Here is a 12,300-nt window from a genome sequence, read left to right as displayed (position 1 = left end):
ACCCTGCGGCGCCCGGCTGCAAGGCACCGCCTGCTCGGAACGATCCCATCGCATTTTCGGATGCCGAGACTTGCCTGCAAGGGCGGCGACTTTGTAGGGTGCAGCTTTCGCCGGCAAGGAGCTCGCCGATGAGCCTGTATCGCACTCAGGATCTGCACCTCGGACTGAGCGATATCATGAACTGTAAAAGTCTGGACAACTTGATGAAAGGCAATATCTTGCTGTGCGAACTCCGTGCCTCGACTCCGGCAGATAGAGTCTGGCTCGAGCTTTCCTTGCTGGAAGACCTGGTTCCTGACTATCCGTTCAGGACTGAACCCTATGCAAAAATAGGGCACTCACCCTATTTCATTAAATGCAGTGTCGAGCGCGCGCAATTCAGAATACGAGAAAGCACGTTCAACGCCCAAGACATTGAACAGGGATTGGAGCCATCCTATGACCGTGTAGGCCCATACCAGACTATTGAATCATGGGACTCACTACTGAAGATCCTAGAACTCAGAGGGCTTTCCCTCGAACATTTCGTGGATGCATCAACGAGTGATGATTACCCCCTGTGAGCGATGGGCGCGTCGAAGTCACCAATGCCACTCGCGACCCACAGCCGTCTGGACAATAAGGATGGCGAACAACAAGGAGGGCTCATCACCAGAATATCTCCATGTTCTTGACCCAGAGGAGCAACCCAATCTTGATAAAGCTATCTCCTGAAAAGACCGAGTTCGTCATCAGCACGACCTCATTGTCCGCTCATTACGACGAGAGTGGAAACGTACTGCTCGCAGTAGACACACAACGACTGGAAAACCACGATAACGGTACCTACGTAAAAACCCACCTAAACTTCAGAAATGTTGCCGAATTACGCTGTATCACATTGAATTTTTACGAGTCCCATCATAGAAACCATGAGATTCATGGAGCCGATCAGGGCGACCTACTACACTGGAAGAACACGGGCCATCACCCCGACCCAAAAATCTATCAGGTGCTGGATTCCGCTTGGCTGATTGAAAAGACTCCCATTTACGACCCCGCTCGCTTTCTCAAGCTGAAACATTACCTGATCGCAGGATACGACAGTTACGTTGAGTTGCTGGCAGGATCCTATACTTACGCCTATCAAGACCGATGATCGGGAGAATCCGCATCAGGCAGGAGCGCAGAGGTCACTTTCTCCTTCAATCCGCAGGAGACCGCCACTTGAAGTGCCTGCATAGCGAGCAAAGTGACACAGCGCTGCCGTGTAAAATATGATGCCGCGTACATGTTTCATATCGAGCTCCATGGGCCTCGTCAAAACCTGCGACGCCCTCCTCCCTTACCTGCGCATCGCCAGCGCCGCGATGTCGCGGTCGATCGATGCCCAGGCCCAGCGCTGGATCCGCGTCGGCAGGCTGGCCGAGCTGCACCCCGAAGCGATGCACCCGGAACTGATGCGCCCGCTGCTGTCTCAGGAGCAGGTCACCCTCAAGGAATTGCTGCAATGAGCAAACCCATCCTCAAGAATCCCGAGCAACTGGCGCTGATGCGCCGCGCCGGGCAGTTGCTGGCCCAGGTGTTCGCCGAGCTCGACGGGTTCATCCGCGCAGGCGTGACCACTCTGCAGATCAACGACCATGCCGAGGCGTTCATCGTCGAGACGCTCAAGGCGCGGCCGGCCAGCAAAGGCCAGTACGGCTTTCCCTACGCGCTCAACACCTCGGTGGACCACGTCGTCTGCCATGGCATGCCCGCTAAGGACGAGGTGCTGCAGGAAGGCTCGATCATCAACGTCGACATCACTCTGGAACAGGGCGGCTACATTGCGGATTCCTCGAAGATGTACTGCATCGCAAGCGTGAGCGAAGAGGCACGGCGCCTGGTCGACACCACGTACGAGGCCATGTGGAAAGGCATCGAGCAGGTGCGGCCTGGCGCTACCCTGGGCGATGTCGGTCACGCCATCCAGCAGTTCGCCGAGGCTGCGGGCTACAGCGTGGTGCGCGAATACTGCGGTCACGGCATCGGCCAGCAAATGCACGAGGCGCCGCAAGTGCTGCACTACGGCCAGCGGGGAATGGGCATGCGGCTGCAACCGGGCATGGTCTTCACCATCGAGCCGATGATCAACCAGGGCGCGCGCGGCACGCGCACGCTCAAGGACGGCTGGACGGTGATCACCCGCGATGGCGCGCTGTCGGCGCAGTGGGAGCATACCGTGGCGGTGACGCAGAGCGGCTACGAAGTGCTGACCCTGCGCGGTGAAGAAACCCCGCGCTGAAGGACTTGGCGATTGCCGCGACCTGCGGGTTCTCCCTACAATTGCCGTTACATTTTTCCCTTCGGACCCGCTCATGGACGAATCCGCACAGCACTGGCTGCATGCCCTTTCGGCGCCGATGGCAGCGCTCAACGGTGCCAGCTTCACCGCCCCCGACTACTTCGAGGGCGATGACCAGACCGACCTGGAAAGCGGCTGGGGTATCCACACCCGGGCGCAATTGCTGGACGTGCTGGGCATGGCCGACAACGGCCACGCCTGCGAGCTGAGCGATGCCTTCTGGCAGTTCCAGCGCTGCCTGCCCAGCCAGTGGCAGGCGCTGCTCGAAACGCTGCCTGCCCGTGATCGGGTCAAGTACGAATACGCCGCGCGCGCCTTCGCCGACTGCGGCGCGGGCGGTACTCGCGCCTGGGATATCGGCCGCATGAGTTTTCTGCTGCGCGCCGGGGTGAAGAAAGGCCATATCAGCCGCGAGGAAAGCCTTTACCTGCACCATCGCCTGGCCTTGCGCGCGCGTCACTACTACAACCGATGGGACACCTACATCGCCGGTTACCTGATCGGCAAGGCGCTGTGGAACGCCTCCGACAGCAGCGATGCCACGTTCGCCGCCGACCTTGCGCGCCAGGGCAGCGAACACTGGAACCGTTGCATCGCCTTGAACCTGCGCGCCGGTGCCAACGCACTGCTCGCCGAGCTGCCCTGGGAGCTGCCGCTGCCCGAGCCGGAACGCCCCTCGACGCTGGAAGAGGACTGCTGGTCATGAGTTGCTGGATACGCCTGGGCATCGAGCCCACCCAGGACCTGGACACCATTCGCCTGGCCTACCGCAGCCGCCTGCCGACGCACCACCCGGAGACCGATCCGGAAGGTTTCCAGGCGCTGCGTGCCGCCTACGAGGAAGCTCAGCGCCTGGCCCGGGAGCACGCCGAACTGGCCCCGGCTTCGGTGCCCGAGGAGCAGGCATCCGTCGCCCACCCAGGCCTGGAGGCTTTCCAGGCGCTGCTCGAGGACTCCACCCGCCGCTACGAACCCCAGGCCTGGCTGGACTACATCGGCCAGCTCGACGAGCTGCCGCTCGAACAACTCGATGATCTGAGCTGGCAACTGTTGCAGCAGTTGCGCCTGTGCGGGCCTATCGCGCACCAGTGCGTGCGCCTGCTGGCCGTGCGCCTGGGTTGGGCCGAGCAACTGTTGCGCCTGCCGCCGGAAGAGGCCCAGGACATCGCCGGGTTCCTGCAACGCATCGAGCAGCCCGACCCCTTCGACACCCGCCTGATGCGCGACTGGTCGGCCGCAGCGCAGCTGGAGTCCCTCTGGTACTTCCGCAGCCTGAGCTACTACCATCGGGATCGACCGCTGTTCGAGTACGTGCCGTTCGCCACGGCCCACACCTGCGTAGGCTTTCCGGACGACGAAGAGCTGGTGCAGCGCCTGGTCGTACAGTTCAGCCAGGCCGGTCTGGGCAGCCGCACCGTGCATGCACGCCTGCAACAGCAGCATGAGCAGGCGCCGAACGATGTCGACACGCTGTACCTGCTCGCGTGCCAGTCCAGCGCTCTGGGCGCTGAAGAACAGGCCCTCAACTGCTGGCTGCGCCTGTGGCGCGAGCATCGCCATCCCCAGGCCGAGCGCTGGCTGATCGACCTGTGCGCCCAGTACCAACCTCATCGCCTGCCGCTGCTGATCCAGGCGCTGGATCAGCAGACGGTGCCGCAGGCCTGGCCAGACGCCCTCGACGATCCGGCCCAGGCGTGTGGCTGCCCGGCGCAATCCCCGCAGACCCTGACTCGCTGGTACGAAGCCTCTCGCCTGGGCTTGGAAGGCCTCGCGGCCACCTTCGTCGACTGGCGACTGGACGGCGACGACGAGCTGCCGCTGCTGGCCGCGTTGCTCGGCGAACAGCCCGACATGCAACTGCGCCACCGCTACTGGCAAGCCTGGGCTTTGCAGCGCGGCGAAGCGGGCCTGTTGCGCAGCATCCTGGCCTCCCCCCCCAGCCACGACCCCCTGGACAGCCTGATCCTCGAAGGTTTCCAACGCCAGGCCCAGCAGCAATTGCACTGGCTGCAGCACTCCCCCGTGGTGCGGGCGCTGGTGGAGCACTGTGCCCATGCCACCCCGTTGCCCGAGCCGCTCAAGGAGGGCACGCTGCACCCGGTCTGCCGCGAATGGCTGCGGCGCATGCGCGTGTATTCGCCAGCCGCCCTGGAGCGACTCAACGAGCAGTTCGACATGCGCCGCATGTTCACCGTGCCCTTTGGCCTGCGGTTGATGAACGAGCTGGCGCAGGTGGGTATCGAGCTGCCAGCCTTGCCCGACGGCGACGCCCTGTGGGACTGGCACCGTCAGCACCTGTTCATGCTGGCGACCATTGCCCAGCCCCAGCGCTGGCTGGACTTGATCACGCCACAACTGCCAGCACAACTGCATTACCCCACCCAGCACCCGTTCCACCGCACTCACCAGTTGCTGTTGAACACCCCTGCGCTGTTCCAGGAAAACAATGCCCTGCTGCGTCATCTGGACACTCGGGATCCGGTCCAGGCGACGATGACAGGTCCCTTGCACTACCTGGCCTATGTCTTCGCCAGCACCCGGTTACCCGACCCCGTGCATCTGTTCGAGTGCTACGAGGCCAGCACCGATGTGCTCGAAGAGCATCCGGTGGGTGAGGTGCTGTTGTGCGCGACGCTCTACCACGACCCCGCACTGGACGGCACGCAACGGGTGCGGCTGCGCGCACGCATGGACGCATTGCAGGTCGGCAGGCCCTGGTTGGCCAGGCTATGCAGCGGCTTGCTCGCCGGCCGCGTGCCGAGTCTTGCTTACCGCGCGATCGATCGCGAGGACCAGCTCGACCGGGCACTGCTGAAGAAATGCGTGGATGCGTTCAATACGCTGGTCAAATCGGACAAGCCGCCGCGAACCGTCGACCTGCAGGCGCTGCAGAAGGCCAAGGACGACGCCGACCAGGATACCGGCCTGCGCTGCGCCGCCATGGCGCTGCTGGCACGCTCGGAGTACCACCTGCAGCGCGCTGCGCGCAAACCGGCGGCCCCGTCCTGGGCGTTCTGGCGACTGGACAGTCGCATCAGCCGCGGCGATTTCGTCGCCCATGTCTTCGTCCTGCTGATGGGCACGGCCATGCTGGCCAGCGTTACCAAAGTGCCGGCGCTGCAGGGGCTCATGGTGCTGCCGCTGTTGAGCTCGGCACTGCGCCGCCTGCGCGATGTCGGCTTGGGGCTGCTGGCCTTGTTCGGCGCCCTGGCCATCAGCCTGTTCGCGCTGTTCTCGCTTGCGGCCCTGATGGTCATCCCTGGTGACAAGCTGGCCAACCGTTATGGCCCGCCACCCGACGACCCCGAGCAACTGGCCCAGGGCCTGCAAGTGGCCTTGCGCCGACTCAACGCTCAGTAGCGCAGCTCGTCCAGCGCCTGGCTCAACTGCTGGCGCTGGCGGCTGATTTCACTGGCCTGCTGGCCGGCGAGCACCGCGTTGAACGCATCCAGCCAACTGCCGATCAGGTCGCGCTCATCGCCCAGGCTCTGCATCCAGGCCCGCTCCAGACGGGCTAGCAGGGTGCGATTGGGCAATGCATCGCGCGGGTGGATCTTCAGCCGCGCCAGGCGCTCGTGACTGGCCTGGCGCGCTTCGCCGTCGAGCCCCGTGGGGCTGCGATCGATGCTGTGACTGTGCTTGTGGCCGGTTTCCAGGAAGGTCACGTCGACTTCGAGCAGGCCATTGATGTCATAGCTGAAGCGCACGTCCAGCGACTGCACCTCGCCGGTGGACTGCAGCGGAATCTCGAAGCTGTCGACCAGAATGTTGTCGCGCACCCACGGCCGCTCTCCCTGATACACCGCGATGCGCACCACTTTCTGGTCGGGATGGGTGCTGTAGAAACGCTGCACGCGAGAGGTAGGGATCACCGTGTTGCGTTCGATGATCGGGGTGAACGCCCCGGAGACCTCCTCGCCACGGGATGAGGCCACCCCCAGCGTGTAGGGGCAGACATCGGTGAGGATCAGCTCGTCGATCGCGGCATCGCGGGCCTTGCACGCTGCCTGGCTGGCAGCGCCGAGGGCGACGATGGTATCGGGGTCGAGATGGCGGTACGGCAGGCGACCGAACAGCTTGGCCACCAGTTGCTGGATCTGTGGCATGCGCGTCGCGCCACCGACCAGCACCAGGCTGTCCAGCTCTCGCGGACTCAGCCGGGCATCGCGCAGGGCCTGCTCGATCGGGGTCCGCACCCGCGCCAGCAGCGGCGCCCAGATCGCTTGCAGGCGCGCCTGGTCGAGCACCCATTCACGGGGCGTGCCGTCGCCGCTCCAGGTCAAGGTCCGCGTGCCTTCGCCGATGTCGCGCTTGAGCTGCTCGATGGCGTCGTGCAGGCTCGACAGCGCCTGCGGCTCCAGGCTGTCGATGGACAGCTGCCAGTCGTCCAGGCAGGCCTTGAGCAGCGCCTCGGTGAAATCCTCGCCGCCCAGGTAGTTATCGCCGGTCGAGGCATGCACCTCGATCAGCGGCAGCGCGTACTCCAGCACGGTGACATCGAAGGTGCCGCCGCCCAGGTCGAACACCAGGGTGCGCTCGAACTTCTGCTCGTGCAGGCCGTAGGCCATGGCTGCAGCGGTCGGTTCGTTGATCAGCCGTTGCACCTTCAAGCCCGCGAGCTCAGCGGCGAACACCGTGCGCTTGCGCTGTTCGTCGCTGAAATAGGCCGGGACCGAGATCACCGCTTCGTTCACCGTGCAGCCCAGGTAGGCCTCGGCGTCCTGCTTCAGGGCACCGAGCACCAGGGCCGACAGTTCTTCGGGCGTGAAGCGGTGCTCGCCCAGTTCGAAGCGTTTGTCGCTGCCCATGAAGCGCTTGAAGGCCGCCGCCGTGCGCTGAGGATGGGTGGTCAGGCGCGCGCGAGCAGCACTGCCGATCAGAATGCTGCCGTCTTCATCGACGCTGACCACCGAGGGCGTGAGCACCTCGCCCAACGCGTTGGCGATGAGCTGAGCCTTGCCCTCCTGCCAGACGGCGATGAGGCTGTTGGTGGTACCCAGGTCGATGCCCAGCAAAGGCGCTGGGGTGTCGGGCGTTGGAGAGGAGCTGGCATCCTGCATGTTCGGTCTCTGCTGACGAATGAGAGCCGGGCGCGCGGCCTGCTGGCGGCATCCGGCGTATCTGACGATTCTGACGTAATGAGACCACGAGTTGAAGGCGAAGATGCATCTGCGCCTGTACCGAACCCTGTGAACGGCGGTGGGAGCCGCGCGGCGCGGCGAATGACAGGCACAAAAAAAGCGACCTTAAGGTCGCTTTCTCTGTGGCTTCCGGGTGTTCAGTGGGCCCTGGAAGCTTGAATATGGCGCAGCGGACGGGACTCGAACCCGCGACCCCCGGCGTGACAGGCCGGTATTCTAACCGACTGAACTACCGCTGCGCTATACATCGAGTGGTGGGTGATGACGGGATCGAACCGCCGACCCTCTGCTTGTAAGGCAGATGCTCTCCCGGCTGAGCTAATCACCCTTCGTCTCGGTGTGGCGCGCATTCTACGGAGGACCCTCCACCCTGGCAAGCACTTTTTTCAAATTATTTTTCAGCGCTTTCAATGACCTAGGAATCTGCACTGCTGGCCCTGTGACAGGGTTGGCCTGCGAGGCTCGCTCGGAGAATAATGCCCGCCTTCATGCATTAACGAGAGATCTGTCCCATGTGGTTCAAGAACCTGCTGACCTACCGCCTCACCCAGGATGTGCCGTTCGAGGCCGAGGCACTGGAAGCTGCACTGTCCAGCAAGCCCGCGCGTCCCTGCGCCAGCCAGGAGCTGACCACCTACGGTTTCGTCGCGCCGTTCGGCAAGGGCGAGGACGCCCCGCTGGTACATGTCAGCGGTGAGTTCCTGTTGATCGCCGCGCGCAAGGAAGAACGCATCCTGCCCAGCAGCGTGGTCAACGACGCGGTCAAGGAGAAGGTCGAGGAAATCGAGACCGAGCAGATGCGCAAGGTCTACAAGAAGGAGCGCGACCAGATCAAGGACGAGATCATCCAGGCCTTCCTGCCCCGCGCCTTCATTCGCCGCTCGATGATCTTCGCGGCCATCGCCCCGCGCCAGGGCCTGATCCTGGTCAACTCGGCCAGCGCCAAGCGCGCCGAGGACCTGCTCTCCACCCTGCGCGAAGTGATGGGCTCGCTGCCGGTGCGCCCGGCCACGGTGAAGATCGCCCCGAGCGCGACCATGACCGACTGGGTCAAGTCGCAGCAGCCTGCCGAAGGCTTCTACCCGCTGGACGAGTGCGAGCTGCGCGACACCGCCGAAGACGGCGGCATCGTGCGCTGCAAGCGGCAGGACCTGGCCAGCGAGGAAATCCAGCTGCACCTGAGCACTGGCAAGCTGGTCACGCAGCTGGCCCTGGCCTGGCAGGACAAGCTGTCCTTCGTGCTCGACGACAAGCTGGTGATCAAGCGCCTGAAGTTCGAGGAGCTGTTGCAGGAACAGGCCGAACAGGACGGCGGTGATGAAGCTCAGCAGCAGTTCGACGCCAGCTTCCTGCTGATGATGATGACCCTCAACGAGTTCCTGCCGCTGCTGTTCGAAGCCTTGGGTGGCGAAGAGATCCCGCAGGGCGTGTGACCTTCAAGCGGCAGGCCTCGGGCTTGCCGCCAGCCGTTCGTACCTTGCAGCCTGCACCTGACCGGAGGTCTTACCATGCGCGCCCTGGCCGCTCTCAGCCGCTTCGTCGGCAACACCTTCGCCCTCTGGGTACTGGTGTTCGCCGTGCTGGCTTTCATGCAACCGCAGTGGTTCATCGCCCTGAAAGTGGCCATCGTGCCGCTGCTGGGGCTGGTGATGTTCGGCATGGGGCTGACGCTCAAGCTCGACGACTTCGCCGCCCTCGCCCGCCAGCCCTGGCGGGTCGCGCTGGGGGTGGTGGCTCACTTCGTGATCATGCCGGGCATGGCCTGGTTGCTGTGCCAGCTGTTCCATCTGCCGGCGGAAATCGCCGTGGGCGTGATCCTGGTCGGATGCTGCCCCAGCGGCACGGCGTCGAACGTGATGGTGTGGTTGTCCAAGGGCGACCTGGCCCTGGCGGTGGCCATCGCCGCGGTGACCACCCTGCTGGCGCCGCTGCTGACACCCGCGCTCATCTGGCTGCTGGCCTCGGCGTGGCTGCCGGTCTCGTTCATGGACATGTTCTGGTCGATCCTGCAACTGGTGATGCTGCCGATCGTGCTCGGGGTGCTGGCGCAGAAACTGCTCGGCGCGCGCGTGCACCTGGCCGTGCAGGTGCTGCCGCTGGTCTCGGTGGTGAGCATCGTGATGATCGTCTGCGCGGTGGTCGCGGCCAGCCAGGCCAAGATCGCCGAATCGGGCCTGCTGATCATGGCGGTGGTGATCCTGCACAACAGCTTCGGCTTCCTGCTCGGTTACCTCACCGGCAAGCTGTGCAAGCTGCCGCTGGCCCAGCGCAAGTCGCTGGCGCTGGAGGTGGGCATGCAGAACTCAGGGCTCGGCGCCGCGCTGGCTGCGGCGCACTTCTCGCCCCTGGCGGCCGTGCCCAGTGCGCTGTTCAGCGTGTGGCACAACATTTCCGGGGCACTGCTCTCGACCTGGTTCAGGCGGCTGGAGGCACCGTCCGAGCAGGCCAACACTGGCCGCTGATCGTGCGCGGGTCGCTTGCCTGGGCCCGCTCGGCTGTGCTGTAGTTGTAGCCACGGTGAGGACGACCTCACGACGCACCGCGTGATCACTCCGGGGACGGCCCCATCAACTGACGATGGAGAGCCATCATGTCCTGGATCATCCTGTTCTTCGCCGGCCTGTTCGAAGTCGGCTGGGCCGTCGGCCTGAAATACACCGACGGCTTTTCTCGCCCGCTTCCCACCGCACTCACCATCGCCGCCATGGCCGTGAGCCTCGGCCTGCTCGGGCTGGCCATGAAGGAGTTGCCCCTGGGCACCGCCTACGCCATCTGGACCGGCGTCGGCGCAGTGGGTACGGTGATCGCCGGCATCATCCTGTTCGGCGAGTCCATGGCGCTGGTACGCCTGATCAGCGTGGCGCTGATCGTCGCCGGCCTGATCGGCCTGAAGGTCAGCGCCAGCTGACCTCCGGCACCCGCCTCAACGGCGCTCGCCACGCAGGGCAGCGACCTGCTGGCGCAGCGCCTCCGGCCGGGCCGCTTCTGCCGCGATGGCGGGGCCGGCCACCAGGGTCACTCGTGACCACAAGCGGCGCAGGAAGCCTTTGTTCGGGTCTCGGCTGAAGAAGCTTCCCCACAGCCCCTGCAGCGCCAGGGGAATCACCGGCACCGGTGTCTCCTTGAGGATTCGGTTGACGCCGCCCTTGAACACATCGATCTCGCCATCGGCACTGAGCTTGCCTTCCGGGAAGATGCACACCAGTTCGCCGTCGCGCAGGTACTGGGCAATGCGCGCGAACGCGCTGTCATGAACCGCGGCATCTTCGCCGTGCCCGGCGATGGGAATGGCGCCGGCGGTGCGGAATACGAAGTTGAGCACTGGCAGGTTGTAGATCTTGTAGTACATGACGAAGCGGATCGGTCGACGAATCGCCCCGCCGATGAGCAGCGCGTCGACGAAGGACACGTGGTTGCACACCAGCAGTGCTGCACCTTCGTCAGGAATGCGCTCGAGGTCGCGATGCTCGACACGGTACATCGAGTGGCTGAGCAGCCAGATCAGGAAGCGCATGGTGAACTCGGGCACGATGCTGAAGATGTACGCATTGACTGCGATGTTCAACAGCGAGACCACCAGGAACAACTGCGGGATGCTCAGCTTGGCCAGGCTTAGCAGGACGATCGTGACCAGCGCCGACACCACCATGAACAAGGCATTGAGAATGTTGTTGGCGGCGATCACTCGGGCGCGCTGGTCCTGGGGCGTGCGCGCCTGGATCAAGGCGTACAGCGGTACGATGTAGAAGCCGCCGAATACACCCAGCCCGACGATCGAAGCCATGATCCACCAGGCCTGGTGCAGGCCCAGCAGGTTCAGCCAGTCGTGGGGCGTGTCGGCCTGCGGCACGTCACCGGAATGCCACCACCAGAGCAGGCCGAACAGGGTCAGGCCGAACGAGCCGAAAGGCACCAGGCCAATCTCGACCTTGCGTCCACTGAGGCGCTCGCACAGCAGCGATCCGACCGCGATGCCTACCGAGAACAGGGTCAGCACCAGGGTGACCACCGTCTCGTCGCCGTGCAGCCAGTCCTTGGCATAGGCCGGGATCTGCGTCAGATAGATCGCCCCGACGAACCAGAACCAGGAATTGCCGACGATCGAGCGCGACACGGCGGGCGTCTGCCCCAACCCAAGGCGCAGCGTGGCCCAGGATTGCTTGAAGATGTTCCAGTCCAGCTTCATGTGCGGTGCCACGGCGGCTGCACGTGGTATCCAGCGGCTGGCCAGGTAGCCCAGGACTGCCGTGCCGACGATGCCGCCGGCCACCACGCTGGCGTAGTTGCTGGAAGACATCATCACCCCGGCACCGATGGTGCCGGCCAGGATCGCCAGGAAGGTGCCCATCTCCACCAGGCCGTTGCCCCCGACCAGCTCCTGTTCGCGCAGCGCCTGCGGCAGGATCGAGTATTTCACCGGCCCGAAGAGCGCCGAATGGGTCCCCATGGCGAACAGGGTGAACAGCATCAGTTCCAGGTGATCGCTGAGAAAACCCAGCGCGCCGACCGCCATGATCGCCACTTCGGCCAGCTTGATCGCGCGAATCAGCGCGTCCTTGGCGAACTTCTCGCCGAACTGGCCGGCCAAAGCGGAGAACAGGAAGAACGGCAGGATGAACAGCAACGCACACAGGTTGACCCAGATCGAGCGGTCGCCTTCCAGGCTGAGCTTGTAGAGGATCGCCAGGATCAGCGACTGCTTGAACAGGTTGTCGTTGAAGGCGCCGAGCGACTGGGTGATGAAGAACGGCAGGAAGCGTCGCTTGCCGAGCAAGGTGAACTGCGAGGAATGACTCATTCGTCCTTGTTCCTGAGGGGGCTTTGTCATTGGAG

General features: G+C 64.1%; 11 protein-coding genes and 2 tRNA genes. 9 read left to right on the top strand and 4 right to left on the bottom strand.

The window, feature by feature from the left end:
- Positions 1-128 precede the first annotated feature (128 nt).
- The 6 genes from IAE34_RS09080 (at position 129) to IAE34_RS09055 (ending at position 5,686) form a co-directional block, all read left to right on the top strand.
- Entirely contained in the window at positions 129-563 is a 435-nt protein-coding gene (locus IAE34_RS09080) for a hypothetical protein (RefSeq protein ID WP_200138543.1), read from the top strand.
- 131 nt (positions 564-694) lie between these two features.
- Positions 695-1,138 (top strand): hypothetical protein, encoded by a 444-nt coding sequence (locus IAE34_RS09075; RefSeq protein WP_200138542.1) that lies wholly within the window; start codon positions 695-697, stop codon positions 1,136-1,138.
- 151 nt (positions 1,139-1,289) lie between these two features.
- The gene (locus tag IAE34_RS09070) at positions 1,290-1,493 is read left to right on the top strand and encodes a TA system antitoxin ParD family protein (protein ID WP_200138541.1); all 204 of its coding nucleotides are present in this window, start codon (positions 1,290-1,292) and stop codon (positions 1,491-1,493) included.
- Positions 1,490-2,266: a type I methionyl aminopeptidase gene (gene map, locus IAE34_RS09065; protein WP_200138540.1), complete on the top strand. Its 777-nt coding sequence runs from the start codon at positions 1,490-1,492 to the stop codon at positions 2,264-2,266. The genes IAE34_RS09070 and map overlap by 4 nt, the downstream gene beginning before the upstream one ends.
- Positions 2,267-2,339: 73 nt before the next feature.
- Positions 2,340-3,032 carry a DUF1266 domain-containing protein gene (locus IAE34_RS09060; protein ID WP_200138539.1) on the top strand — a complete coding sequence of 231 codons (693 nt, stop codon included), beginning with the start codon at positions 2,340-2,342 and terminating at the stop codon, positions 3,030-3,032.
- On the top strand, positions 3,029-5,686 hold the full coding sequence (locus tag IAE34_RS09055; protein WP_200138538.1) for a DUF805 domain-containing protein: 2,658 nt from the start codon (positions 3,029-3,031) through the stop codon (positions 5,684-5,686). The genes IAE34_RS09060 and IAE34_RS09055 overlap by 4 nt, the downstream gene beginning before the upstream one ends.
- Here IAE34_RS09055 and IAE34_RS09050 read toward each other — a convergent pair.
- From IAE34_RS09050 to IAE34_RS09040, 3 genes are all read right to left on the bottom strand, one after another.
- On the bottom strand, positions 5,680-7,386 hold the full coding sequence (locus tag IAE34_RS09050; protein WP_200138537.1) for a molecular chaperone HscC: 1,707 nt from the start codon (positions 7,384-7,386) through the stop codon (positions 5,680-5,682). The two genes, IAE34_RS09055 and IAE34_RS09050, sit on opposite strands and share 7 nt — an antisense overlap.
- A 243-nt stretch (positions 7,387-7,629) precedes the next feature.
- Positions 7,630-7,706 (bottom strand) — tRNA-Asp (locus tag IAE34_RS09045).
- A gap of 13 nt (positions 7,707-7,719) precedes the next feature.
- Positions 7,720-7,795: transfer RNA gene (locus IAE34_RS09040), tRNA-Val, on the bottom strand.
- A 184-nt stretch (positions 7,796-7,979) separates the two neighbouring features.
- On the opposite strand from IAE34_RS09040, the gene rdgC reads away from it, so the two are divergent.
- The 3 genes from rdgC to sugE all read left to right on the top strand — a co-directional run bounded on the left by rdgC (position 7,980) and on the right by sugE (position 10,375).
- Complete coding sequence (gene rdgC / locus IAE34_RS09035; RefSeq protein WP_200138536.1) at positions 7,980-8,900, top strand: recombination-associated protein RdgC; 921 nt, start codon at positions 7,980-7,982, stop codon at positions 8,898-8,900.
- A 75-nt stretch (positions 8,901-8,975) separates the two neighbouring features.
- The gene (locus tag IAE34_RS09030; RefSeq protein WP_200138535.1) at positions 8,976-9,929 is read left to right on the top strand and encodes a bile acid:sodium symporter family protein; all 954 of its coding nucleotides are present in this window, start codon (positions 8,976-8,978) and stop codon (positions 9,927-9,929) included.
- Between the two features lie 128 nt (positions 9,930-10,057).
- Complete coding sequence (gene sugE / locus IAE34_RS09025; protein WP_200138534.1) at positions 10,058-10,375, top strand: quaternary ammonium compound efflux SMR transporter SugE; 318 nt, start codon at positions 10,058-10,060, stop codon at positions 10,373-10,375.
- A 15-nt stretch (positions 10,376-10,390) separates the two neighbouring features.
- Here the strand turns inward: sugE and IAE34_RS09020 are convergent, their stop codons facing one another.
- Positions 10,391-12,265, bottom strand: coding sequence for an MFS transporter (locus IAE34_RS09020; RefSeq protein WP_200138533.1), 1,875 nt, complete (start codon positions 12,263-12,265; stop codon positions 10,391-10,393).
- Positions 12,266-12,300 lie beyond the last annotated feature (35 nt).

The sequence above is a fragment of the Pseudomonas sp. S30 genome, assembly GCF_016518545.1.
Lineage (GTDB): Bacteria > Pseudomonadota > Gammaproteobacteria > Pseudomonadales > Pseudomonadaceae > Aquipseudomonas.
Note: the sequence above shows the minus strand (reverse complement) of the source record. Positions and strands in the feature narration are given on the sequence as shown.